Source organism: Nocardia sp. NPDC059240 (assembly GCF_042753865.1).
In the GTDB taxonomy this organism is placed as follows: domain Bacteria; phylum Actinomycetota; class Actinomycetes; order Mycobacteriales; family Mycobacteriaceae; genus Nocardia.
The window spans coordinates 571172-596795 of the sequence record NZ_JBHZAC010000004.1; the positions used below are offsets into that span (position 1 = coordinate 571172).

The 25624-nt window shown below is 68.5% G+C and carries 20 protein-coding genes; 13 read left to right on the plus strand and 7 right to left on the minus strand.

Annotated features, from left to right (window positions below):
• The first annotated feature begins 1 nt into the window (after nt 1).
• Nucleotides 2-1624: an acyl-CoA synthetase gene (locus ACFXHA_RS17385; protein WP_379357732.1), complete on the plus strand. Its 1623-nt coding sequence runs from the start codon at nt 2-4 to the stop codon at nt 1622-1624.
• On the opposite strand, the gene ACFXHA_RS17390 is transcribed toward ACFXHA_RS17385, so the two are convergent.
• Nucleotides 1613-2347 (minus strand): hypothetical protein, encoded by a 735-nt coding sequence (locus tag ACFXHA_RS17390; RefSeq protein ID WP_379357734.1) that lies wholly within the window; start codon nt 2345-2347, stop codon nt 1613-1615. The two genes, ACFXHA_RS17385 and ACFXHA_RS17390, sit on opposite strands and share 12 nt — an antisense overlap.
• A 121-nt stretch (nt 2348-2468) precedes the next feature.
• Between ACFXHA_RS17390 and ACFXHA_RS17395 the strand changes: the two genes are divergently transcribed.
• The 3 genes from ACFXHA_RS17395 to ACFXHA_RS17405 all read left to right on the plus strand — a co-directional run bounded on the left by ACFXHA_RS17395 (nt 2469) and on the right by ACFXHA_RS17405 (nt 5917).
• Nucleotides 2469-3761: a transcriptional regulator gene (locus ACFXHA_RS17395; RefSeq protein WP_379357736.1), complete on the plus strand. Its 1293-nt coding sequence runs from the start codon at nt 2469-2471 to the stop codon at nt 3759-3761.
• A gap of 87 nt (nt 3762-3848) precedes the next feature.
• On the plus strand, nt 3849-5372 hold the full coding sequence (gene adh / locus ACFXHA_RS17400; RefSeq protein ID WP_379357738.1) for an aldehyde dehydrogenase: 1524 nt from the start codon (nt 3849-3851) through the stop codon (nt 5370-5372).
• Nucleotides 5372-5917, plus strand: coding sequence for a DUF779 domain-containing protein (locus ACFXHA_RS17405; RefSeq protein WP_379357740.1), 546 nt, complete (start codon nt 5372-5374; stop codon nt 5915-5917). The genes adh and ACFXHA_RS17405 overlap by 1 nt, the downstream gene beginning before the upstream one ends.
• Here the strand turns inward: ACFXHA_RS17405 and ACFXHA_RS17410 are convergent, their stop codons facing one another.
• Entirely contained in the window at nt 5918-6337 is a 420-nt protein-coding gene (locus tag ACFXHA_RS17410; protein ID WP_379357742.1) for a hypothetical protein, read from the minus strand.
• Nucleotides 6338-6891: 554 nt separating this feature from the next.
• On the opposite strand from ACFXHA_RS17410, the gene ACFXHA_RS17415 reads away from it, so the two are divergent.
• Both ACFXHA_RS17415 and ACFXHA_RS17420 read left to right on the plus strand, forming a co-directional pair.
• Nucleotides 6892-8367, plus strand: coding sequence for an FAD-binding oxidoreductase (locus ACFXHA_RS17415; RefSeq protein ID WP_379357744.1), 1476 nt, complete (start codon nt 6892-6894; stop codon nt 8365-8367).
• Nucleotides 8368-8445: 78 nt separating this feature from the next.
• A complete protein-coding gene (locus tag ACFXHA_RS17420; RefSeq protein ID WP_379357746.1) occupies nt 8446-9903 on the plus strand; it encodes a flavin-containing monooxygenase in 1458 nt (485 codons plus the stop codon).
• Here ACFXHA_RS17420 and efeB read toward each other — a convergent pair.
• The 3 genes from efeB to ACFXHA_RS17435 all read right to left on the minus strand — a co-directional run bounded on the left by efeB (nt 9896) and on the right by ACFXHA_RS17435 (nt 13814).
• Nucleotides 9896-11128 carry an iron uptake transporter deferrochelatase/peroxidase subunit gene (efeB, locus tag ACFXHA_RS17425; protein WP_379357748.1) on the minus strand — a complete coding sequence of 411 codons (1233 nt, stop codon included), beginning with the start codon at nt 11126-11128 and terminating at the stop codon, nt 9896-9898. The genes ACFXHA_RS17420 and efeB overlap by 8 nt on opposite strands.
• A gap of 22 nt (nt 11129-11150) precedes the next feature.
• The gene (gene efeU, locus ACFXHA_RS17430) at nt 11151-13226 is read right to left on the minus strand and encodes an iron uptake transporter permease EfeU (protein WP_379357750.1); all 2076 of its coding nucleotides are present in this window, start codon (nt 13224-13226) and stop codon (nt 11151-11153) included.
• Between the two features lie 90 nt (nt 13227-13316).
• Nucleotides 13317-13814, minus strand: a complete 498-nt coding sequence (locus ACFXHA_RS17435; RefSeq protein WP_379357752.1) for a GtrA family protein — start codon at nt 13812-13814, stop codon at nt 13317-13319.
• Nucleotides 13815-14028: 214 nt separating this feature from the next.
• Between ACFXHA_RS17435 and ACFXHA_RS17440 the strand changes: the two genes are divergently transcribed.
• Entirely contained in the window at nt 14029-16236 is a 2208-nt protein-coding gene (locus ACFXHA_RS17440) for a phosphocholine-specific phospholipase C (RefSeq protein ID WP_379358318.1), read from the plus strand.
• A gap of 4 nt (nt 16237-16240) precedes the next feature.
• On the opposite strand, the gene ACFXHA_RS17445 is transcribed toward ACFXHA_RS17440, so the two are convergent.
• Nucleotides 16241-16993: a hypothetical protein gene (locus ACFXHA_RS17445; protein WP_379357754.1), complete on the minus strand. Its 753-nt coding sequence runs from the start codon at nt 16991-16993 to the stop codon at nt 16241-16243.
• Nucleotides 16994-17458: 465 nt separating this feature from the next.
• Between ACFXHA_RS17445 and ACFXHA_RS17450 the strand changes: the two genes are divergently transcribed.
• The 5 genes from ACFXHA_RS17450 to ACFXHA_RS17470 all read left to right on the plus strand — a co-directional run bounded on the left by ACFXHA_RS17450 (nt 17459) and on the right by ACFXHA_RS17470 (nt 22860).
• A complete protein-coding gene (locus tag ACFXHA_RS17450) occupies nt 17459-19720 on the plus strand; it encodes a sensor histidine kinase (RefSeq protein ID WP_379357756.1) in 2262 nt (753 codons plus the stop codon).
• Nucleotides 19717-20364 carry a response regulator gene (locus tag ACFXHA_RS17455; protein WP_379357758.1) on the plus strand — a complete coding sequence of 216 codons (648 nt, stop codon included), beginning with the start codon at nt 19717-19719 and terminating at the stop codon, nt 20362-20364. The genes ACFXHA_RS17450 and ACFXHA_RS17455 overlap by 4 nt, the downstream gene beginning before the upstream one ends.
• An 85-nt stretch (nt 20365-20449) precedes the next feature.
• Entirely contained in the window at nt 20450-20815 is a 366-nt protein-coding gene (locus tag ACFXHA_RS17460; RefSeq protein WP_379357760.1) for a hypothetical protein, read from the plus strand.
• 30 nt (nt 20816-20845) lie between these two features.
• Nucleotides 20846-22003, plus strand: coding sequence for a radical SAM protein (locus ACFXHA_RS17465; RefSeq protein WP_379357761.1), 1158 nt, complete (start codon nt 20846-20848; stop codon nt 22001-22003).
• A complete protein-coding gene (locus ACFXHA_RS17470; RefSeq protein ID WP_379357763.1) occupies nt 21976-22860 on the plus strand; it encodes a hypothetical protein in 885 nt (294 codons plus the stop codon). Before ACFXHA_RS17465 ends, ACFXHA_RS17470 begins: the two co-directional genes overlap by 28 nt.
• Here the strand turns inward: ACFXHA_RS17470 and ligD are convergent.
• Nucleotides 22857-23840 carry a non-homologous end-joining DNA ligase gene (gene ligD, locus ACFXHA_RS17475; protein WP_379358320.1) on the minus strand — a complete coding sequence of 328 codons (984 nt, stop codon included), beginning with the start codon at nt 23838-23840 and terminating at the stop codon, nt 22857-22859. The two genes, ACFXHA_RS17470 and ligD, sit on opposite strands and share 4 nt — an antisense overlap.
• Before the next feature lie 91 nt (nt 23841-23931).
• On the opposite strand from ligD, the gene ACFXHA_RS17480 reads away from it, so the two are divergent.
• Nucleotides 23932-25536 carry an FAD-binding protein gene (locus ACFXHA_RS17480; protein ID WP_379357765.1) on the plus strand — a complete coding sequence of 535 codons (1605 nt, stop codon included), beginning with the start codon at nt 23932-23934 and terminating at the stop codon, nt 25534-25536.
• The last annotated feature ends 88 nt before the right edge of the window (nt 25537-25624 follow it).

Below are 25624 nucleotides of genomic sequence, written 5' to 3' on the forward strand. Positions count from 1 at the left end.
CATGGCTTTCAATGTTGCAGACCTGTTCGAGCATGCGGTGGACGCGGTGCCCGAGCGGACGGCGGTGGTGTGCGAGGGGCGGCGGGTTACCTATCGGGAGCTCGATGAGCGGGCGAATCAGTTGGCGCACTATCTGGCTTCGCGGGGGATCGGGAAGGGGGATCATGTCGGGGTCTTCTCGCGTAATTCGATCGAGGCGCTCGAGGCGATGATCGCCGCCTACAAGTTGCGGGCGGTGTCGGTGTCGGTGAACTACCGGTACGTGGCCGAGGAGGTGCGCTACCTCGTCGACAACGCGGATCTGAAGGCGCTGGTGTTCGAGCGGGGGTATGCCGATACCGTGGCCGAGGTCGTGCCTGCCACACCGGCGTTGACCGAGCTCATCGTGGTCGAGGACGGCAGCGGCAAGGACTACTCGCGATTCGGCGGGATCGATTACGACGACGCGCGGGCCGGGCAGTCCGTGGTGCGCGATTTCGGGGAACGCGCCTCCGATGACCTCTACATCCTCTATACCGGCGGCACCACCGGGTATCCGAAGGGCGTCATGTGGACGCACGAGGACATCTGGCGCTCGCTCGGCGGCGGCATCAACCACGTCACCGGCGAATACGTGGCCGACGAATGGGAACTGGCCGACAATGCCACCTCCGCGCCGAATGGGATTGTGATGGCGCCGCTTTCGCCGCTGATCCACGGTGCGGCGCAGTGGGCCACGTTCATGGGGCTCAACTCCGGCGGCACCGTCGTGTTCATCCCCCAGTTCGACGCCGAGCTGGTGTGGCAGACCGTGGAACGCGAAAAGGTCAACGCGCTCACCGTGGTCGGCGATGCCATGGCCAAGCCGCTGCTGGATGCCTACCGGGCCGACGACTATGACGTCTCGTCCCTGTGGGCCTTCTGCAGCCATGCGGCCTTGTTCTCGCAGGGCCTCAAGCAGCAGTACGTGGAGCTGTTCCCCAACGTGTTCATCACCGACGTGATCGGTTCGTCGGAGAGCGGTAGTACAGGACTCGCGGTGGTGGGCAAGGACTCCGACCACTCGCAGGGCCCACGGGTGAACTACAGCGCGCAGGCCGCGCTCATCGATGACGACGGAAAACTGGTGGAGCCCAGGCCGGGCGCGATCGGGCGGATGGCGCGACGCGGGCATGTGCCGCTGGGCTACTACAAGGATCCGGCGAAGTCCGCGACCATCTTCGTCGAGATCGAGGGAGTGCGATACGTGGTGCCGGGCGACTACGCGCGGTACGAGGCGGACGGCACCGTCACCCTGCTCGGACGTGGCTCCGAATGCATCAATACCGGTGGTGAGAAGGTGTTCCCCGAAGAAGTCGAGGGTGCGCTCAAATCGCATCCGGATGTGTTCGACGCCTTGGTGATCGGCGTCGCGAACGAACGATTCGGCAACTCCGTCGCGGCCCTGGTGCAGCCCCGCGAGCACACCGAACTCGACCTGGCAGAACTCGACGCGCATGTCCGCACGAAGGTCGCGGGTTACAAAGCGCCGCGCGGATATTGGGTCGTCGAGCAGATGATGCGCCAGCCCAGCGGCAAGGCCAACTATCCGGCCGCCAAGCAGCATGCCGCCGCGCACCCCGAGCTGGTGCGCTCACCGCGCTGACGGCGGATCCTTCAACAAGCCCAACTCCGCTGCCCGAGAGCCCAATTGGAATCGGGTCGAGACGTTCAACCGCACCATGAGGTCGGCGATACAACGCCGGTAGGTGCGCGTGGACACCGAAAGACGGCGGGCCGCAACCTCATCGGTCAACCCGTCGTTGAGCAGACGCAAGACCTCGACGGCCAGGCTGTCGAACTCCCGCCCGCGCAGGGCGACGTAGTCGCGCAGCGGCAGCGCGGTCGCCCAGGTCTGGGTGACGAACTGGTAGATGGCCCCCATCAGGGTGTAGTCACTGGCGAAGTACGCCCGAGGCCGGCCCTCGACCCGGGTCCAGAGCACGGCCACGCGGCGGTCGATGACCATGGTGTTGTGAAATTCGGCCTCGGCGACCCGGATTCGGTCGCCGAGGGCGCGATTGTTCAGCAGCGACTCCAGGCCGTAATCGTCGACATAGCGGGCCGACATCAGGACCTGCACCTGCTTGCCGTCCTCGATCAGCCCGCTGATCAGTTTCTCCGCGCCGGAGTATTCCGAGCGCGCGTGAATCGGATCGGAGATCGCCAGCACCACCCCCTCGCGCACCTCGCGCAGGCGCTGCTCCAATGTCGTGCCCCAGTCCTGCTGGGGCGTCACGCGCGCCGCGGCGTCGCCCGCACCGCCCAGCTGTTCCAGCGCGGAATCCAGCAATTCCCGCGACCGAACCAGCAACTCCGCGATTTCCACGATCCTCGCGCCCCTCCGGCAGAAATAGAACACATTCTACTTTTGTGGCGACACCGGAATCCCGAACCGGCCGTCCGGTCGCAGAGCTACAGTGGCGAGAAGAGAGAACCCGAGGGCACCGATGAGCACCGCAGCGCAGCGCAATCCATGGATGGCCGTGCGGCCGGGCGAGGATGTCGCACGGCTGGCCAAGCGTGTGTCCTCGGCGCATCGGTCCTTCCTCGACAGCCCCGAGCAGGGTTTCGGCTGGCCGGTGCGGTCGGTGGTGCTGGATTCCTGGCGGCGCAGTCGCGGCAGCGGCATCGATCCGGACGGCTGCGACCCGGCCGTGGAGATCGATCTCCGGGAGCTGCGCAGTTATCGTGCGGCGCAACCGATCTCATTGATCCGCCCGGTGGTGCGGAAACTCCTCGTCGAGGATGCCGCCGATTCCGGGCTGGTGGTCGCGATCAGCGACGCGGCGGGACGGCTGCTGTGGGTGGAGGGCGATCCGACGGTCAAGGCCCGTGCGGACGGTATCGGCTTCACCGAGGGCGCGAACTGGAGCGAGGACCGTGTCGGCACCAATGCCCCGGGCACCGCGCTGGCGCTCGATCATCCGGTGCAGATCTTCGCGGCCGAGCACTTCAGCCGCGTCGTGCACGAGTGGAGTTGTTCGGCCGCCCCCGTGCACGATCCGGGCAGCGGGCAGATCATCGGCGCGATCGATATCACCGGCGGGCCCAGTGTCGCCGCGCCCGAGGCGCTCTCGCTGATCCGGGCCACGGTCAGCGCGGCCGAGGCCGAGTTGCGGTTGCATCTGCTCGATCCGGCCGGACCGCACTCCGGCGAGCCCATCCGGCTCGAGGCGCTGGGCGCGCGCCGCCCCGCGCTGATCCGCGACGGCGAGCGAATCCCGTTGTCGCAGCGGCACGCCGAGATCCTGATGCTGCTGGGCGAGCATCCGGAGGGATTGAGCGCGGACCATCTCGCACTGTTGCTCGACGAAGCCGAGCTCGACCCGGTGACGGTGCGGGCCGAGCTGTCGCGGCTACGGAAACTGCTGGGCGCGAACGTCATCGGCTCGCGCCCGTACCGGCTGCTGACCGAACTCGGCACCGACGCACGCGATGTGGTGGGCGCGCTCGATCGCGGCGATCTGCATGCCGCGCTGCGCGCGTACCCGGGCGCACTGCTGCCACGCTCGACCTCGCCGGGTATCAACGAGATTCGCGCCGAGGTACGCGGCCGCTTGCGCGCCACGCTGCTGCGGTCGCGGGACTGGCGGCTGCTGTCGCGCTGGACCGGATCTCCCGACGGGCGGGACGACACCGCCGCCTGGGCCGCCTACTTGAACGCCCTGGACACCGGTTCCGCACTGTATCCCCAAGTGCGGGAACAGGTCCGGCTGCACAATCAGCGACTGGGCATCTGACCAGTTTCTTGCAACGGTGCTGCAACAGGCCCGCTCGTAGTGTCGTGGATCACACCAGCCGCATATCCGCCGTCACGAGGAGTTCCCGTGCCCGTCTTCGCCCGCCCCGGCAGCCCGGATGCCGTCATGTCCTATCGGTCCCGGTACGACAACTGGATCGGCGGTCAGTGGGTCGCACCTGTCAAGGGGCAGTACTTCGAGAATCCCACCCCGGTCACCGGACAGACCTTCTGCGAAATCGCCCGGGGCACCGCCGAAGACATCGAGCTGGCCCTCGACGCCGCGCATGCCGCCGCGCCCGCCTGGGGCAAGACCCCCGTCGCCGAGCGCGCGGGCATCCTCAACAAGATCGCCGACCGGATCGAGCAGCATCTCGAGGCGCTCGCGCTCGCCGAGACCTGGGACAACGGCAAGCCGATCCGCGAATCGCTCGCCGCCGACATCCCCCTCGCCATCGACCACCTGCGCTACTTCGCGGGAGCCGTACGCGCACAGGAAGGTTCGCTCTCCGAGATCGACGCCGACACCGTCGCCTATCACTTCCACGAGCCGCTCGGCGTGGTCGGGCAGATCATTCCGTGGAACTTCCCCATCCTGATGGCCATCTGGAAGCTGGCCCCGGCGCTGGCGGCCGGAAACGCGGTGGTGCTCAAGCCCGCCGAGCAGACGCCGGCCTCGATCCTGTTCCTGATGGAGCTCATCGCGGATCTGCTGCCGCCGGGCGTGGTCAATATCGTCAACGGCTTCGGCGTCGAGGCGGGCAAGCCGCTGGCCTCCAGCCCGCGCATCCGCAAGATCGCCTTCACCGGGGAGACCACCACCGGGCGGCTCATCATGCAGTACGCGTCGCAGAACCTGATCCCGGTCACCCTGGAACTCGGCGGCAAGAGCCCCAATATCTTCTTCTCCGATGTCCTTGCGGCCGAGGACGGTTTCACCGACAAGGCCCTCGAAGGCTTCACCATGTTCGCGCTCAACCAGGGCGAGGTGTGCACCTGCCCGTCGCGCGCGCTCATCCAGGCCGACATCTACGACGAGTTCCTGGCCCGCGCGGTGGCCCGCACCGAGCTTGTGCGCCAGGGCAATCCGCTCGACACCGACACCATGATCGGCGCGCAGGCCAGCAACGACCAGTTCGAGAAGATCCTGTCCTACATCGAGATCGGCAAGGGCGAGGGCGCGAAGCTGCTCACCGGCGGCGAGCCCGTGGACCTCGGCGGCGACCTGTCGGGCGGCTACTACGTGGCGCCCACCATCTTCACCGGCGACAACTCCATGCGTATCTTCCAGGAGGAGATCTTCGGCCCGGTCGTCTCGGTGACCTCGTTCGACGATTACGCCGACGCCATCAAGATCGCCAACGACACCCTTTACGGTCTCGGCGCGGGCGTCTGGTCGCGCGACGGCGAAACCGCGTACCGCGCAGGCCGGGACATCCAGGCCGGGCGGGTCTGGACCAACACCTACCACCAGTACCCCGCGCACGCGGCGTTCGGCGGTTACAAGCAGTCCGGCATCGGCCGCGAGAACCACCGCATGATGCTCGACCACTACCAGCAGACCAAGAACCTGCTCGTCGGCTACGCCCAGAAGGCCCAGGGCTTCTTCTGATGTCGCCCACGCCCGCTGTCCCGCGGCGCGTGCGCATCACCGCGGAGGCGATGGACCTGCTCCGTCGCCTCCGCGCCACGCACGGCCCGCTACTGCTGCACCAGTCCGGCGGCTGCTGCGACGGCTCCGCCCCGATGTGTTATCCCGCAGGCGATTTCATCATCGGCGACCGAGACATCCTGCTCGGCGTCCTCGACCTCCGCCTCACCCCCGGCGAACTCGCCACCACCGCCCCCACCCCCGACGATCAGGTCCCGGTCTGGATCTCCGGCCCGCAATTCGCCGCCTGGCGGCACACCCAACTCGTCCTCGACGCCGTCCCCGGCCGCGGCTCCGGCTTCAGCCTCGAGGCCCCCGAAGGCCTCCGCTTCCTCAGCCGCGCACGCGTTTTCGACCCCGCCGAGCTGGCCGTTCTCGATACCGCGACGCCGCTCACCGGATCCGAGTGGTCACCGGAGTCAGCCGTGGTCGACATCTGCACCGAACCCCAGACCGTCATGCACGCCGTCGACGCCTGCCCCGTCCCCACTCGCGATCGCCGGTGATCAAGCCACCGGCAGCTGGGTCAGATCGTCGACGCGAGCGGGTCCGTGCAGGATCGCCAGGCGGACGGCGGCCAGCACCAGCGAGCGGTGCGGCAGGCGCAGGCCGCCGGGTTCGGGCTCGCTGACCCAGGTCCAGCCCGGGGCGCGATCGGTGGTCGGCAACATGATTCGGCCACCGCGCTCCGGGACGGTGACGCCGTGTTCACGCAGGAAGGTGCGCAGGCGCGGGGGTATCGGGTGATACGGGAGCGGCGGTGCGACCAGGAAGATCCGGAAGCGGTTGCGGGGGTCGGCGATGATCGGGGTCGACGGCACCCAGGACAGTCGGAGGCGGACCCGTTCGGCCAGTGCTTCGGGGAGGTGCAGCGCCTCGATCGCGGCGCCGACGGTGACCAGCGGGCGATCGGCGTACATCTCCACCGGGAGCCCGTAGCGCGAGCGCAGGACATGGGCCGATTCGTGAGGGGAACAGCAGGATTCGTACATCGGAACCTCCGGGCACGCGGCATGGGGTGCACCCGGTACCGGAGGTGTCCGCGGATCCCGTGGCCGACGCGAGGGCATGAACGGAGGTGACGCGTCGAAGGCGGACACCGGGCGATTGGAGGCTCGTCGTCCGGCACCGGGTGCGACAACAGTCTCGACCACCGACCATGCCCGGACGGTGACACCCGGATGGCATTCGGATGACCGGCTGTAAAGCTGTGTCCCCCGACGGCGCACCGATTGCGGTGAGGAAGCTCACCGGCGAAAGCTACTGCCGCGTAGGAGCTTTCATCGGACCGATCGGTCCGGTCGCCGCGACGCAAGCGGCGACTCGCCGCGCGTTCGGTCACGGTTGCCTGTGAGTTGCCTTAGGCCACGCTCGAAGCCAGGTAACCGAGCAAGGTCATCGGCACAATTGACAGACCCGGGCAGGCACGCATCCATTGCCCGACATGGATTTTCCAGCGAGAACACGGCTTGGAGGGCACATGCGCGCAATAAGATCGGGTTCGGGCCGGCCTGGGCTCACGCGCGGCGAATTCCTCGGCGGCGCACTGGGACTCGCCTTGACCCTATGGGGACTGGACGGCACGTCCGGTGCCGATCCGGTGTCGATCTCCTCGGGTCCGGGGCGGGAGAAACCGAATTGGAGTGCGCTCGAACGCCTCCTGCGGGGCCGGGTGGTCCGGGCCGGGGACAGCGATTACGGAGCGGCCAAACAGGTTTTCAACACCCGCTTCGACGCCGCGACCCCCACCGCCATCGTGCAGGCCGCCGATGCCGGCGACGTGGTCGCCGCCCTGAAGTTCGCGGCCGAGTACCGCCTGCCGGTCGCCGCCCGCTCCGGCGGACACTCCTACGCCGGGGTCTCGACCACGACCGGCGCACTGATCATCGACGTGCGCGGGCTCACCGGAGTGAGCGTCGAGGACGGCCGCGCGACCGTCGGGCCCGGTCACACCCTCTACGAGGTGTATCGCGAACTCGATCGATACGATCTGACCATCCCCACCGGAATGTGCCCGGACGTCGGCATCTCCGGGCTCACCCTGGGCGGCGGGCTCGGCTTCGAATCCCGTGCCTACGGCGTCACCTGCGACCGACTCACGGCGGCCACGCTGGTCCTGCCCGACGGCACGCTCACCGAGGTCTCCGCGACGTCGCGGCCGGACCTGTTCTGGGCCCTGCGCGGCGGCGGCCCGCTGTTCGGCGTGGTCACCTCCCTCACCTTCGACACCTTCCCGGCCACGGCGAAAGACGTTGTCCGCCTGACCTTCACCGGCGACAGCGCGGCCCGCGTCATCTCCGGCTGGCTGAACTGGCTGGCCACCGCCGACCGCGACCAGTGGGCGGATGTCAGCGTGGACGCGGACGGCAACGGCGCACTGGACTGCTGGATGCAACTGATCTGCCCGGCCGGTACCGGCGGAACAGCCGTCGCGGCCCTCACCGCCGCGATCGGCACCTCACCGCTGACCGTCGAAACCCAGACCCTCGACCACATGGACACCGTCACCTACCTCGCGGGCGGCAGCCCGACCTCCCCGCGCGCGAGCTTCACCAACGGTTCCGACGTCGTCACCGACCTCACCCCCGACGCGATCGACCGCATCATCGAGGCCCTCACCACCTTCTCCCTGGCGGGCGGCACCGGCTGGGTGCAGATCAACACCCTCGACGGCGCGATCCGCGATACCGCGCCGGACGCCACCGCCTTCCCGTGGCGATCCCACGCAGCCCTCGTGGAATGGGGCGCCTACCAACCGATCTCGCACGATGTCGCGCTGGCCTGGGTCACCGCCGCACACAAACTCTTCGCCCCGGCCTCGGCGGGCGCGTACGCCAACTACCTCGAACCCGGCGACCCCCTGTCGCGCTACTACGCGCACAACTACCCCCGCTTGGCGGCGCTGCGCCGCAGCCTCGACCCCGGCAACCGCATCCAAACCGTCCTGACCGCCTGACCCGGCCGATTGACATCACCTCCGGTTACAAATACCGTCAGTATTTGAGTTCTGAGGGTATCCAACGAGGAGGTTGGGATGGGTGCTGCGGTGCGGCGGCCTCGCATTGTGATCATCGGGGCCGGGGTGTCCGGCATCGCGAGTGCTATCACCTTGCAGCGCAACGGTTTCGACGACTTCGTGATCCTGGAGAAGGGATCCGACGTGGGCGGGGTGTGGCATTGGAACCACTACCCGGGGCTGACCTGCGACGTGCCGTCGCAGGTGTACCAGTTCGGATTCGCGCCGAAGCCGGACTGGTCGCATGTGTTCGCGCCCGGCCCGGAGATCCAGCGGTACCTGGCCGACGTGGTCGAGCAGTACGGACTGCGGGCACACGTGCGGGTGAACTCCGAGGTGGTGGCGACGACCTTCACCGGGACCGGATGGACGGTCGAGACCGTCGACGGCAGCCGCTACGAGGCCGACTTCGTGATCGCCGCGACCGGCGTGCTGCATCATCCGGCCGTACCCGATCTGCCGGGACTCTCCGAGTTCACCGGCCCGGTGGTGCACACCGCGCGCTGGGACGACTCGCTCGCCACCGACGGTAAGCGGATCGCGGTCATCGGCACGGGATCGACCGGCGTCCAGGTGGTTTCGGCGCTGCAGCGCAAGGCCGAGCACATCACGCATTTCGTGCGCAGCCCACAGTGGGTGATCTGGGCTCCCATGCAGATTCCGCAGCCCGCCGTCGTCGGCGCGGTGCTGAACCGGCTGCCGCAGGTCAATCGCGCGCTGTACCAGGCGGGCATGACCGGGGCGAAGCTGTTCACCGATGTGGTCACCCGGCCCAGCTGGCGGCGGCGAGTGGTCCAGGGGTACGCCCGGCTGAGCCTGCGGGCCCAGATCCTCGAACCGGGGCTGCGCGAGCAACTCACCCCCGATTACGAGCCGCTATGCAAGCGGCAGGTGCTCTCGGGCACCTACTATCGCGCGCTGCGCGCCCGCAATGCCGAGCTGATCACCACCGACATCGAGGCGGTGACCCCGACCGGCATCCGCACCGCCGACGGCCGCCACCACGATGTCGACGTGATCGTGCTGGCCACCGGATTCCGCGCCCACGACTACATGCGCCCGATGAATCTGACGGGCCGCGACGGCCTCTCGATCGACGACGCCTGGGCCAAGGGCCCGCGCGCCTACCGGATGACCGCGATTCCGGGCTTCCCCAACCTGTTCACGGTGCTGGGCCCGCACTCCCCCACCGGATCGATTCCGCTGCATCACGCCGCGGAGGTGACCGCGCGCTACATCACCCGGTGGATCCAGCGCTGGAGCGCGGGCGAATTCGACACCGTCGAGGTCACCCAGGACGCCACGACGCGCTTCGAGGACGAGGTCGCCGAAGCCATGGGACCGACGGTGTGGAACACCGGCTGCAACTCCTGGTACTTCACCGAGGGCGGGTCGATCGACCTGCTCCCGTTCGACCGCGCGCACATGGAATCCATGCTCGCCGAGCCGGATCCGGAGGATTTCACGCTCAGCTGAGCAATGTCCGCGCGTACCAGTCCTTTTCGTCGGTGACGCCGGGCAGGACGAAGAAGTAGCCGCCACCGAAAGGCTGCACGTAATCGGTGAGCGGCTCACCGGCCAGCCGTTCCTGGATGGTCTCGAACTGGCGCTGGATGTCCTGCTGGAAGCAGGTGAAGATGTGGCCGGTGGCGAGATTGCCGTTCGCGTCGACACCGAGGTCGTAGTTGTAGGAGCGGCGCAGCAGCTGCTGGTTCGCGGTCTCGGGCGTGCGCGGATTGGCCAGCCGGATATGGGCGTCCTTCGGAATGACCGTGGCGTCCGGGTCGGCGGCGTAGTTGGGGGTGTCGAATTCCTTGCTGCCGTCCAGGGGCGCGCCGGATTCGCGGCGCCGGCCGAACATGTTCTCCTGCTCGGCGATCGAGACCCGGTCCCAGAATTCCACCAGCATGCGGATGAGCCGGACCACCTGGTAGGTGCCGCCCTTGGTCCAGGCCGGTTCGTCGGTGCCGTCGACCCAGATCAGGTCGGAGGCGCTGCTACCGGTCGGGTTGGCGGTGCCGTCCTTGAAACCCAGCAGGTTGCGGCCGGTGCCGGACGGGCGCGGTGGCGAGTTGTAACCCTGGATCTTCCAGCGCAATTGCAGCCCGCCGCGGGTGTGGCGGGTGATATCGCGGATGGCGTGATGCACCGTGTCCTGATTGTGGCCGCACAGCTGCAGCAGCACATCGCCGTGCATCCAGGCCGGGTCCGGGGAATCGTCGGGGAAGATTCGCATCGGAGTCAGGTGCGCGGGCTTGCGATCGGCCAGCCCGAAACGCTGATCGAACAGGCTCGCACCGACCCCGGTGGTGATGGTCAGGCCGTCGGCCGGGATGTCCGGACCGAGCACCGCGCTGTCGGCGGGTGGATAGCTCGGACCCAGATCCTGCGGCGGGCCACCGGCACTCAGCGCGCGGGCACGCTCGGTGAGCGTCTTCATCAGCTCGGTGAACTCGGCCTTATTGGCGGCGGTCACATCGAAAGCGGCGAAGCAGGAGGCGTTCTGGCGATCGGCGGGCGCGGGCGTGAGGATGCCCGCCTGGTGTTCCCCGTGGAACGGGTAGGACGAACGCAGCGTGGGCCCGGTGCCTGCGGCGGCAGCGTCCACTCGGGCACCCTCGGCGAGCACGCCCGCGGTCAGGGCGGTTCCGGCCGCGCCCGCGGCGGCACCGGAGAGGAATCGGCGGCGGCTGACAGTCATGGTGAGCAGTCCTTTTCGAGAGTCAGTTCGCTTTGGTTTCCAGCAGGCGCGGCACCCGGGACAGTGACTCCAGGGCTGCACCGAGCGCGGCGGCCACCGCCTGCCGGGCCTGCGGCGGCGTCTGCGCGGGCGCACGCCAGCGGCCGCTGTCCTGGGTGGCCAGCAGCGCGGTGCGCAGGCGGTCGAGCTCGGCCGAGAGTTGCGGGCGCAGTTGCGGATCGCGATCGTCGAGCGGCACCGCGAGCTGATCGAGCACCGCGCGGGTGACATCGATATCGGCCAGCGTCATCGGGTAGGCCGCACCCGCACCCTGATCGTCGAGGCCCGAAACGTGATCGCGCAGTGCGTCTTCCAGGATCTCGTGGGCGCGGATCGGCAGCTTGGTGGGATCACCGGCGATATCGCTGGTGGTCAGGTTGTCGCCGATGGCGGCGATATCGGTGCCGAGCTTGTCCAGCACGGGCAGCAGCTGCTCGGGGCCCTGGCCGTGCCACAGCCCGTACTCGAGGCGGTGCATGCCGGTGAAGCCCGGATCGTTGACGCCCTCGGGCAGGCCGTTGGGCAGCCCGTCCACGGCCGTGCCCGCATCCCCGAAGCTGTTGTAGGACGCGCCGACCCGCTCCCACTCCTGCTGCGCGAGCAGCCAATCGGCCTGTGCGGCCGGAATATTATGAGCCCGCACATCCCGGCCGACCGCGCCGAGCGCGGTGGTGAGCCGGGCCAGCACCTGCCGCACATACACCTGATAGGCGTCGTTGGGCGCGCGAAGTTCGCTCACCCGAGCAGGTTTGAACACCGCGGGCGCTTCGCCCTGTGGACCGGTCACCTGCACGCGCGCCGAGGACAGCGAGGGACGGCCGGACATCAGGCAGACGAAGGTGTAGGTGCCCGGGTTCAGGGTGGCGGTCAGCTCGGCGGTGGTGGCAGGACCGATGCTCTCGATCTCACCGGCGATCGCGCCGTCCGCGTTGACCAGATCGATCTCACCGGACTTGCCGGACGTGTTGTGCACCGAGATGGTCTGGGTGCCGGTGTGCGCGGAAGTCCATTCGGGGGCACAGGCATCGGCGGTGACCGTGACCGTGCGGGTGGTGTTCGAGTCGCCGGAGGGCAGCAGCGCGATGGCAGTCCCGGCCGCGAGGACCGGCACCAGCACCAGCGTCGCACCGACCAGGACCGGACGCGGCCCGGCGATCCGCTCCCACCAGTCCGCGTGTGCGGCCTCGGTTTCGGATGCGGCTTCAGGTTCGGGCTTGGCCTCCGGGGCGGCGGCCGGGGTGCGACCCGCGCGGATGAACAGCGGAATCACCGTGGCCAGGTACGCGATCCACGCCACCACCTGCAGCACGGTCATCTTGGGTGCCAGCTCGGTGATGCCGGTGACCAGCGAGACCCACCACGAGTTGGGATCGATGTGCGCGGTGAGGTCGAAGGCGATCCAGCGCGCACCGGGCAGCCAGCCCGCTTCTTGCAGATCACCGAGGCCGTAGGCGAGCACGCCCGCGGCAATGATGATCAGCAGGATGGCGGTGCGGTTGAAGAAGACGCCGAGATTCAGTCGCACCGACTGCCGGAACAGCAACCAGCACAGCGCGATCGCGATGATCAGACCCAGGGCTGCGCCCACCAGCGGCGCGGCGGTCGACCCGGCCGCCTTGACGGCCGTCCACACGAACAGCGTGGTCTCGAGCCCTTCACGCCCGACGGCCAGGAAGGCCGTCACCGCGAGCACGCCCGCGCCCAGCCCGGCGGCCCGCGCGACCTCGCCGCGCAGCTGCCCGGACAACGTGGCCCCGGTGCGCCGCATCCAGAAGATCATCGCGGTGACCAAGCCCACGGCGAGCACGCTCAGCACGCCCGCGACGGCCGCGCGCGCGGAACTGGTCAGCACGGCGGTCGAGTAGGTCAGGACGGCGGCGAAACTGCCCGCCACCGATACGGCCCCGAGCACGCCCAGCCAGACCGGGGTGGTCGACACCGGTCGTTCGGGCGTGGACAGTCTCCGGACGGCGGCCAACAGGATGGTCACCACGAGTCCGGCCTCGAGGCCCTCCCGCAGGCAGATCAGGAGATTCGGCACGGCGTCGGCAACACTCACGGGTGCCAAGGTAAGCCATACCTATATCCCAGTCCAGTCGACCCCCGTCCAGCCCACTGACTCGTTATCGCTGGTAGAACGCTGTGAGACCTAGCGGTCGGCTTGCTTGCCGGTCCGCGTCCGGAATACGAGCAGGCGCATGGACGCGTACATGAACAAGCCCTCACCGGCCCCGCCCAGGATGCGGGCGATCCGGTAGTCGAGGCCGAGGGCCGCCACGCCACTGGTGACGCCGAGGATGAAGATGAGGTAATTCACCACCACCACAACGACATACACGGCGACCTGTGGGCCGACAGCTCCGTGGGATTCGAAGTTGAGTACCCGGTTGAGCAGATAACTCAGGGCGAACGCACAGCAGTAGGCCACCGTCACCGCGATCGGCAGCGCCACCCCGAGCGTGCCGTGCAACCCGGTCAGCACCAAAAGATCTGTGGTGAAGGTGAATCCACTGACCAGCAGATATCCGACGAAGGTCGGCGCGACGAACCGGCCCAGCCCGAACGGCAGCAGCGCGACGACACGGTCGCACACCAGGTGAAACCAGCGAATCGCGCGTACCGGCCGCGCTACCGTCTCGGTCTGCACGCGACCACCGTCGCACTGCGAGATGACCACTAAGTGATCATTTGACCAACTTCATTCGCCGAGTACCGGTAGCCTCTCCGCCGCGAGGCTGGGGACAGAGCCGACGGATCGGAGATTTCTGATGGGACGTGGATTCGCCAGGACCAACCGGCGAACCGTACTCGGATCGATGCTGGCCGCCGGTGCGGCCGGCGTGACCGGGTTACCCGAGGGCATGGCGGAGGCGCTGGCGGAACCCGGACGCTCGGGCTCACTCGATCAGGTGCAGCACGTCGTGATCCTGATGCAGGAGAACCGCTCCTTCGACCACTACTTCGGAACCATGAGCGGGGTCCGGGGATTCGGCGACAAGCGGGCCGTGCGACTGCCGTCCGGCGGCTACGACCCGATCCTGCAGGCGGCCATGGATTCCGCGGTGGGCGGCGGGCTCGGGGTCGATCTGGGTAGCGGGTCGGCCGGGACCGGCAGTGCCAGCGGGTCGGCCAGCGGCAGTGGCAGTGGCTCCGGCAGCGGTTCGGGCAGCGGATCCGGCTCCAGCAGCGGCTCCGCGGGCGGTGACCGCGACGCCTTCCATCAGCCGGATGCCTTCAGCAGCACCGGATTTCTGCTGCCCTGGCATGTGGACACCACGCGGGTGGACGGTCAGGATCTCGGCGATCTCGCGCACGACTGGAACACCACGCACATGGCCTGGGCGGACGGCGCGTACCACTCGTGGATCGCGGCCAAGTCCAAGATGACCATGGGTTACTTCACCGAGGCCGATATTCCGTTCCATCGCGCCTTGGCCTCCGCGTTCACCATCTGCGACCACTACTTCTGCTCGATTCAGGGGCCCACCACACCGAATCGCCTGTTCCACTGGACCGGGACCATCGATCCGGCCGGGCGAGCGGGCGGTCCGGCGGTGTCCAATCCCCCGGACTACCGGGCCTCCTACAGCTGGACCACCTATCCCGAACGGCTGCAGCAGGCCGGGATTTCGTGGCAGGTGTACGCCGACAACCACAGTGGCGGCGACTTCCTCGCAGACTTCGGCGACAATCCGCTGTGGCTCTTCCGCGCCTACCACGACGCCGCGAGCTCCGCCGATCCCGCCGTTCGGCAGCTGGCCGACCGCGCCGGAGTCACCTCCGCCGGAATGACGCCCGCCCCGGCGGGAGTGGACGGCACGAACGTGGATTACGTTCTGCAGCAGTTCATTTCCGATTGCTCGGCGGGCACCCTGCCGCAGGTGTCGTGGGTGGTCGCCCCCGCCGGGTACTCCGAGCATCCGGCCTACCGTCCCGCCGACGGTGCCGCCTACATCCAGCGGGTGCTGCGGGCCCTGTGGGACAACCCGAAATTGTGGGAATCGACTGTCCTGCTGGTGAATTACGACGAGAACGACGGCTTCTTCGATCACGTGGTGCCGCCGACCGCCCCGCCCGGCACCCCCGACGAGACCCTGGCAGCGCTCGAGATCGGCGGTGACCTGAGCTCCGGCTCGGCCACGCTCGGACTGGGCACGGGTTCGGCCGCGATGAACACGCTCATCGATCGGGCCGGGGCACTGCTGGGCGGGCAGTCGCCGATCGGGCTGGGACCGCGGGTGCCGATGCTGGTCATCTCCCCGTGGAGCCGCGGCGGCTGGGTGAATTCCCAAGTGTTCGACCACACTTCGGTGCTGCGCTTCCTGGAGCAGTGGACCGGCGTGGTGGAGCCGAACATCTCGGCGTGGCGGCGCGCGGTGTGCGGCGATCTCACCAGCTGCTTCGATTTCGGCAAGCGCGACACCAGCATTCCCACGCTGCCCGACGCCAACGCCTTGCGAGCGCAGGCCGCCGGGAACAAGAACCTGCCCAAGGCCATGCCGCCCAGCCCGGCCGGGCAGCAGATGCCGTTGCAGGACGGCGGCCGGGCCAAGGCTCGCCCGCTGCCGTACCAGCCGATCGCGTGGCTGGAGATCGCGGGATCGGCGGCGACGGCCCGGTTCGGTAATCAGGGCACGGAGGCGGTCGCGTTCCAAACCTTTGCCTACCAGGATAATTCGATCCGGCAGACCGTGGTGGCCCCCGGCGGGAGCGCGCAGGAACGCTTCCAGGTCGGCGGCTCCTACGATTTCGCGATCCACGCGGCGAACGGCTTCCTGGTCGAGGCGGCGGGCGGCTCCGACAGCGCCGCCCTGACCGCCACCGCCGCGATCGGCGGCAGCGGCGGATCGCCCACCTTCGTTGTGACAGTGGCGAATTCCGGCAGCGCCTCGATGACCGTCGACGTGGGCGGCAACCACACCACGATCGATGCCGGTGGCCGCCACGACTTCACCGCGCCACTCGACGAGGGCTGGTACGACCTCACCATCACCATGACCGGAAACTCGAACTGGCGCAGGCATTTCGCGGGCCACCTCGAGAACGGGAGTGCCAGCAGTACCGTCTGATCGCTCAGGATCCGAAAGCGGCGGAATGCCATTCGGGTAGCGCGTCGGGATGGGCGCGCAGGTACTTGAGCGACTGTTTCATGTAGACGCGGGGGTTCGTATCGAGGTGGCGGGCCCACCCCGGTTTCGAATCCCCGCGCATGACCGTCCAGCAGGCCAGCGCGTACCCGTACATCGGCTGCGATAAATACCCCAGCCGCTGCGACCGCCACCCGATGCTGCTCTGCGAGAACTGAAAGGCGGCATTGGCATTGAAGACGCCCAGCCCGAGGTAGACGGTCGCCAGATCGGTGAGTTGTTCGCCGTCGTGCCGATCCGCCGGAATCCGCCGCTCCCCCAGTAGCCGCTCGTGCGCCAGTTCGTGGGCGATGGTCGCCACCAGGGTGACCGGTGAGCGCAGCCGGTCCAGATCCAGTGACACCACGGCCCGCCCGTGCTCGAGCCGATAGTGCCCGGCCTCCCCGCTCCCGGAGCGCTCCAGGAAACCGGGCAGGTCCGGCGGCGGGGAACCTTCCGAATCGAATTCCACCACAATGCGATCCCGGTTCACGCCCATGTACCCGGCCACCCGCTCCACCACCGACAACACATCCATTTCGGACGCGTCATAGGTGCCGGGAAAGAAATCGGAGGTCGGCAGGATCACCGGGCTGCGCAGGGTGCGGGTGCCGAATTCCGCCGCGCACCACCGCAGCATCTCCTCGACCCAGATCCGCTCCAGCTCGTCCACCGGAGGGCGCGGCCGAAAAAATCCCATGCCGCATTATGTCCGCCGTACGACCGAAGCGCGCCCCGAGAAAACCGGTGACCTCACAGCGGAATGAACGCTCGCAGGATGCCGACCACATTCGACACGATGCCGGTGACGGTGCTCGCCAAGTCCAGCGCGGACGAACCCAGGTTGAAGATTTCGCTACTCATCGAGGCCTCTTCCTTAGACAGCGTTGTACTAGGGAGGGACTACCTGATCGAAATCACCGGATAGCGTGTGCCGCCGAAGGCGCGAAAGCCGTGAGGCCCGGGTGGGTACGGCCGGGCGCGGCCGTTGACTCCCCGCCCGCCAACGGCCGCAGGCGCAAGGGCGGACGGCCGGACCTGCACACCCTTGCGCACCATCCAAGGTGCCGGAATCAGCCCGGTATGTCTGTCGGATGTTCGACGGACAGTGAGGTGAACGGCCGGATGCCATGCTGGTTCGGATTCCGTTCGGTACCGTGTCCCGGTGCCGCGCGACCCTGACCCGACCCATGCAGCGGTCGCGCAAGAAGCCACCTGGCTGGCCATCCGATTCCGGCACGCGGCCTACCTGCTGCTCACGCTCGTGCATCTGGCGAGCGGCGTCGCGGATCCGGGACCCGGGCGGGCGGTCACCATCGGGCTGGCGGTGTGGTCGGCGGGCCGGCTGTGGTGGCGTCGGATCGGTCCGTGGTGGACCGCGGCGGATATCGCGGTGGTAGCCGTCTACCTGCTGGGCACGGTGTCGGTGGCCGCGGAAGCCAGTACGACCAAGGACCTCATCGATGTGAAAGTCGTGGCGGCGACGGTGATCTCGGTGGGCATCGCGGAAACGGCGCGGATCTCCGCGGCGGTGACCGCGCTCGTGCTGGTGCTGCTCTACTACGCCAACTCCGGACTGCCCGGGCTCACGCCGTGGCGCTTCCTGTCCGATCTGGCCATCGCCTACCTGCTGGTGGAATGGCTGCTGGCCATGGGTGTGCGCCGGGTCGTGTTGCGGGCCGCCACCGTCCACGATCAGACCGTGACCGCCGCCGCGGACGCCCGCGTCGCCAGTGAGGTGGCGGCGGCACGACGGCGCTACGAACACGAGCAGTGGGCGGTCATGCACGACACCGCCGCCGCCACCCTGCTCATGGTCGGCCAGGGCGCGGCCGCCGATCCCGAGCGCATCGCCCGGCAGGCCGCCCGCGATCTCACCGTGCTCGAGTCCGGCATCCCGCTGCCCGGCGACGACTCCGAGGCCGACCTGTCGGAGTTGTTGCGGGAGTTGAGCACCGCCTGCACCACCCCGGTCACCCTGCGCATCAGCGGCCCGCTGCCACTGCCGCGCGGGCTGGCCTGGACGATCACCGCGGCCGCCCGCGAGGCGCTGACCAATATCGACCGGCATGCGCACGCGAGCGGCGTGACGGTCGACGCCGGGGCGGGGCGGCTGGTCATCGCCGACGACGGCATCGGCTTCGACGGGCCACCCGCGCCCGACCGCTACGGCATCCGGCATTCCATCGTGGAGCGGATGCGCGCGGTGGGCGGCGACGCGGTGATCATCAGCGCCCGCGGCAACGGCACCGAGATCCGGCTCGGCTGGCCGCTGCCGGCTGAAGTTTCTACTGAAACCCTTGCCGCCCCGCCCGATCCGGTGGACGAACCCGAGACCGCCACCGGAATCGACCGGATCGGGCGCAGTTTCGGCTACGGCATGGTCGGCATCGCCGTCGCCGACACGCTGCTGCAGTCCACGCTCACCGCACATCCGGCGTCACCCCCGGCCGCCGTCGACGCCCTGCTGGTCGCGGTGAACATCGGCGGTGCGCTGGCCGCGCTGATCCCACGCCGCCGCGAATCGGTCACCCTCGCCCTGATGGGCGCGGCCATCGCGGCCGCGCTGGTGCTCACCGCCTGGCTGCCCGCCGATGCCGTTCTCGCGGGCCCGAACTGGTCGATCGGCGCGTCCGGCTGGACCGTGGTGGCGCTCGGCTTCCGGCTCTCGCCGCGGCTGTCGCTGTCCGCGCTGACGGCGTGGTGGCTGCTGGTGTGCGCGGTGGTACTGGTGCGCGCGCCGAGCGCGGAGAGCCTCACGGTGCTCGGCTATCACACGGCGGCAATCTTTTTCCTGCAGGTCTTCACGGCCTGGTTCGCGGCCACGCTGGACCGCGCGGCCCGGCAGGCGGCCGCCCTGCACGCCGAACGGCTACGGCACCGCACCACCGACGCGGTCGCGCTGCTGCACGAGCAGGAGTGCCTACGCCGCTACCGGGAACTGCTGACCGAGTTCACCCCACTGCTGCAGGGTCTCGCCGACGGGACCCATGATCCGGAGGATCCGGCCGTGCGCGCCGCCGCCCGCACCGAATACGCCCGACTGCGACGGCTTTTCACCCAGCAGGACGGGGTCGGGCATCCGCTGCTCACCGATCTGCGCACCGGTATCGACGCCGCCGAACGGCGCGGGGTCTCGGTCACCGTGGAGGCCGCGCCCACCGGCCGTGACCTGCCCGACGCCGTGCGCGGACATCTGGTGGCCGCGACCCGGATCATGCTGGACGCCAGCCGTTCCCGCGCCCGCGTGGTGGTCACCGCCGACGCGGACGGCTGCACGGTCAGCGCGCTCGGCGACTGCCCGGTCGAAACCCTGGACCGGCTGTCCACGCTGACCGACACCGCCGTGCACACCGAAGTGGTGACCGCGGGCGAATTGCTCTGGGCGCGACTGCATCACCGCTTCGAGTTGGAGGAAGCCCGTTGATCCGCATCGCCATCGTCGATGACCATCCCTTGATCCGGGACGGGGTCCGGGGCTGGTGCGCCGCCGCCGAACCGCACATCCAGGTGGCCGCCGACCATCCGGATCCGGCCGCCTTCCTGGCGTCGACCGGACCCGATCGCGGCGACCTGGACGCGGTGGTGCTGGACCTCCAATTCGACCAGCGCGCACCGGATCTCGAAGCCCTGACGACAATCTGCGCGCGCGGCCACCGGGTGGTCGTCTACTCCCAGTACACCGAACCGCATCTGGTCCGCGACTGCCTGGACCTGGGCGCGGTCACCTACCTGTCGAAAACCGAAGGCCGCGAACACCTCATCGCCGCCCTGCACGCGGCCGCCGAAGTCCGGCCCTACCTCAGCCCCACCATGGCCCGCGCCATGAGCACCGACGGCGACGACCGCCCCAAACTCTCGCAGCGCGAACGCGAGGTGCTGCTGGCCTGGTTCCAGACCGAGTCCAAAGCCCTCGTGGCCCAACAGCTCTACATCACCGTCGGCACGGTCAACACCTACCTGGAGCGCATCCGCGCCAAGTACGCCTCGGTGGGCCGCTCGGCCCCCACCAAGGCGGCCCTGGTGGCCCGCGCCATCCGAGACGGCCTCATCACCACCGACGAGCTCTGACCGGTCGGCGTGTAACCCCGTGCCGTATCGATAGATACCCGCCGAATCCACAGGCATCGGCGGGGCTCGATCGGAAGGAAACCGAATGCCATCTCCGAGTAGCAGAGCAGCGGCGATAGCGCGACTGGCCGCGATCGCCGCGACCATGGCCGCCGTGCCCGCCATCGCGGCCAGTATCGCCGGTCCCGCCGAAGCGGCCGCACCGCCGCAACCCATCCCAGTCGGGGCGGCGGCACTGACTCATCTGTCGACGCTGTTCGACCAGGGAGTCAGCGTGATACCCGCCGGCCACGGCGTGCAGAAGGACACCAACGAGCCGAATCCGTTCCACCAGTTCCACCAGAGTCCATTCCATCAAGGCGGCGGGTTCAACCAGCTACCCCCGTTCCACGAGGCGCCCCCGCCGCACAATCCGCCGCCCGACCCCTTCGAACAGCTCGTCGATCCCTGATCCGCACCACCCGAGAAAGGCTGTGCCCAGGTGAATTCGACCGATCGAAGCTTGCAGATCGTGGTGAAGGTCTCGAAGTTCTGCAATCTGCGCTGCCGATACTGTTATGAATATCCCGAACTCGGCAATCGTGCCGCGATGTCCAACGCGCAGGTGGCCGTCATGTACCGCACCCTGCGTGACTACATCGCAATGGCCGACCGCCGAGACGGCGCGCGCACGCGGCTGCAATTCATCTGGCACGGTGGCGAACCGCTGCTGCAGCCCCCGGAGTTCTATCGACAGACCTGGGCCGACCAGCGGGAGATCTTCGGCGCGGAGATCGCGACGAGCAACAGCGTGCAGACGAATCTGGTTGTGCTGGACGATGATCGCCGCCGACTACTGCGTGAAGGCTTCGACTCCGTGGGTGTATCCCTGGACGTGGCAGGCGGATTGCGGGTGAACGCTGCGGGCCGGGACTCGCACGACCGCGTGGCAGGCAACCTGGAAACGCTGCGGGCCGACGGAGTCGGCGTCGGATGCATCTCGGTGCTCACCGCGCAGAACATCCACGCCGTCGATCAGGTGTTCCGCTACTTCGAGGAACGGAATCTGCACTTTCGGGTGTTGCCGCTCTTCGACACCGGTGCACCCGGGCAGACCACACCGTTCGAAGTGAGCCGGGAACAGGAACTGTCCGCGCTCGCGCAACTGGTGGACCTGTGGCTGAGCAGCGAGACGCTGGAGCGGCCCCCTGCCCCACTCGACGGCTACGTCCAGCTGGCGGCCCGCCATCTCGCCGGAAACCAACCGTGCGACTACCGCGACCGCCGGGAATGGCTGCCGCTGATCCTGGTCAACACCGACGGCTCATGCTTCACCTACGGTGAACCCTACGGCGATCCGGAGTGGTCGATCGGCAATATCTTCACCGAGAGCTTCGCCGATATGCTCGCGGGCCCGGTCTTCGAACGCTGCGCGGTCCAGGCCGAACGGCGGGTCGCCCGAAACTGCCTGTCCTGCCCGTTCTTCGACGTCTGCGGCGGATCGCTGGTCGCCGATACCGAAACCCGGGATCGCGATCAGGACGGCCACGGCACCCTGCTGTGCACCGCCCGGCCGATGATCGCCTACATCGTCGAACAATTGCGCGGCCGGGTACCCGAGACCGTCGCGCAGTGGCATCGGCAGGACACCCCGGCATGATCACCGATATCGACCATCCCGGCCTCCTCGACGGGCTGACCCTGTTGCTCCCCTCCGGCGCACCTGCCGCCGGCAGAGTCGAATTGAGTGCGGGCTTCCTACCGGCGAGCGAAGCACCCTGCTCCACAACGTATTCCGAGCAAGCATTCGTACCCCGCGGGCCGTGGCGGCCGCCGACCTGTCACGAACGCACGCTGCTGTACGGTCGCGCCGCCTTCGGTGCTCGCCCCGGTGACTGGATCGCCGTCATTCCCGTACCCGCCCAGGTGCTTTCGGCGTTCACCGCCTTGCGTACCGCAGCGGCCGGTGGCAACGAGCAGACGATGCGGTCCCTGATCGACGGGCCTTGCGGCCGTACGGCATTGGTCGAGGCGATCCGCTGGGCTATGACGCTGAGCGATCCGGCACGGCTGAGTGTCGAGAACCCGATGTTCTACAGCAGAACACCCGTGGGGAATCTGACGTTGACCACGGGCAGCCACGGGCAACGGGTCGGACTGCACGTCGACAGTTGGCACGACAGCCCACTCGCCGCACGCGCAACGGCACCGAACCGCTTGTCGGTCAACCTGGGTCACCACGACCGGTGGCTGCTCTGCGTCAACGCTCCGCTGCACGTGATGGAGCGAGCGCTCCGCGAACGCGGCCTGCTCGACGGCGCGGACGGCCCACGCAGCGGCCTGGGCAAACGCTTCATGGAGGTATTCCCGCGCTATCCGGTCACGAAGATCGCCATTCATCCGGGCGAGGCCTACATCGCCCCCACCGAGAACATGCTCCACGACGGCTACGCCCAACCCCACGGGCAGCTGGACCTGCAGTTCTGCTGCCGCGGCTACTTCCGCGCCGAGCTCTAGTCGGCGTCCTCGTCGAGGTCGACGTCGATCTTGTCGCGGTCGGCCCACTCCAGCAGCGGTGCGATGTCGAAGACCGCCTCGTCGATGCCCGCATGCAGATCGCCCAGTTCGGCGTATCGCGCGGGGACGGTCTTCATGGTGAAGTCGGCGGGGACGATATCGGGAATCTCGTTCCAGCGCACCGGGGTCGACACCGTCGCCTCCGGCACGCCGCGCACCGAGTAGGCCGCCGCGATGGTGTGGTCGCGCGCATTCTGGTTGTAGTCGACGAACAGTTGCGCCGGATCGCGGTCCTTGCGCCACCACGCCGTGGTGACGTCCGCGGGTGCGCGCCGCTCGACCTCGTGGGCGAAAGCCAGTGCGGCCCGACGCACCTCCTGGAAGCCGTAGTCCGGGGTGATCCGCACGTAGATGTGTAATCCCTTGCCGCCGGAGGTTTTCGGCCAGCCGACCGCGCCGAGATCATCGAGCACCTCGTGCGCGACCTCCGCGACCCGCTGTACCCGCGACCACGGGCAGTCCGGCATGGGGTCGAGGTCGATGCGCCACTCGTCGGGGCGTTCGGTGTCGAAACGCCGTAAGTTCCAAGGATGGAACTCGACCGTGGACATCTGCACCGCCCAGATCACGTCGGCAAGTTTCTCCACGCACACCTCGTCGGCGGTGCGGCCGTAGCGTGGGAAGTAGAGCTGCACGGTCGGAATCCAGTCCGGGGCACCGCCGGGGATGCGCTTCTGATGCACCTTGCCGCCGGGCAGGCCTTTGGGGAATCGATGCAGCATGCAGGGGCGATCGCGCAGGGCGTTGACGATGCCGTCGCCCACGCTCAGGTAGTACTGGACAAGATCGAGCTTGGTCGCCCCGGTATCCGGGAAGTACACCCGGTCCGGATTGGACACGCGCACAGTGTGCTCACCGACGGGTATTTCGACCGCCGGGGCAGCTGACTTGCTGGCCACCCGTCCGACGGTAACCGGCATTGCGGCCGCGCGCATGACACAACACCACGTTTTAGAACACGTTATAGTTCTCGGCAACTGGCTTTGTTCGTTCGGGAAGGCGGTCGCAACGGTGCGGACCTGGGACTCTTCGGCCGATGTGGTGGTCGTCGGATACGGCGGCGCGGGTGTCGCGGCGGCGCTCGCCGCGCGGGAATCCGGAGCCGATGTGCTCGCGCTGGATCGGTATCTGGGCGGCGGCGCGACCGCGCTGTCCGGCGGCATCGTCTACGCGGGCGGCGGCACCTGGGTGCAGCGCGCCGCCGGGGTCTCCGATGACGTCGAGAACATGCTGTCGTACCTGCGCGCCGAGGTCGGCGACACGGTGAGCGAGCGGACGCTGCGGCGGTTCTGCGAAGAATCGCCGGCCATGATCGACTGGCTGACCAGCCACGGGGTGCCGTTCCAGCCGTCACTGTGCCCGTTCAAGACCTCCTACCCCACCGACGACTACTACCTGTACTACTCGGGCAGCGAAAACTCCGGCGGCTTCCGGGAATTGGCCACGCCCCGGCAGCGCGGCCACCGCGCACACGGGCGGGGAGTGTCCGGTAAGAAGCTGTTCGGGCCGCTCGCCGCATCGGCCGCGCAGCACGGTGTCCGCGTCCAGATCGGCACCCGGGCAACACGACTCGTGCTCGAGGACGGCCGGGTCACCGGCATCGAGGCGACCACGATCAGCCGTGCGCCGCTCGCGGTGCAGCGCCGATTCGCCGCGCTGTCGAAGATCTCCGCGAAACCCGGTGTGTACCACCAGGGTCTGCGCCGGGCCGTGCAGGCGCTGCTCGCCCGCATCGAGCGCCGCTACGGCGTGCCCGTGCGGATCCAGGCCCGCTCGGGCGTCATCCTCACCACCGGCGGGTTCATCGCCAACGGCGAAATGGTGAAGCAGTATGCGCCCGAGTACCCGTGGGCCGAGGGCCTGCCGCTGGGCACCGCCGGTGACGACGGCAGCGGCATCGCCATGGCGCAGGCCCTGGGCGCGGCCACCGGCCGCATGGATGTGCTGTCCACCTGGCGGTTCATCGCCCCGCCGAGCGCGTTCTTCGGTTCGATCGCGGTGGACGCCAACGGGAATCGCATGATCGACGAGTCCCGCTACGGCGCGGCCCTCGGCCAGGCCATTGCCGCCGCCCCCGGCCACCGGGCCTGGCTGCTCGTCGACGCCGCACTGGCCGCCGAGGCCCGCCGCCAGCTCGGCAAGCAATCGGTGTGGTTCCAGCGCATGCAGGCCGAACGTCTCATGCGCATGGGCAGCGCCTCCGGCCGGACCGTCGAAGAGGTCGCCGCCCGCGCCGGAATCGAACCCGCGGCGCTGCGCAAGACCGTGGACGCCCACAACCGCGCCATCGAGCACAACCAACCCGACCCGATGGGCAAACCCGACGACCTGCGCCGCCCCCTGCATTCGGGCCCCTTTGCCCTCCTGGACATCTCGTTCAAATCCCACCTCACCTACCCCATGCCCATGCTCACCCTCGGCGGCCTGCTGGTCGACGAGGAAACCGGCGCAGTCCGCACCGACTCGGGCTCGTCCATCCCCGGCCTCTTCGCCGCGGGCCGCGCCGCCGTAGGCATCTGCTCCAACTCCTACGTCAGCGGCCTCTCCCTCGCCGACTGCGTCTACTCCGGCCGCCGCGCCGGCACCCACGCCGTACAACTCGCCAACACCCACTGACCCCGCCACGAACCGCCGCCCCCTAGGACACGAGCCCCCTCGGATCTCCGACCCGGCCACCCGATAGCCGCAGGCGGTCCGCCGGTTC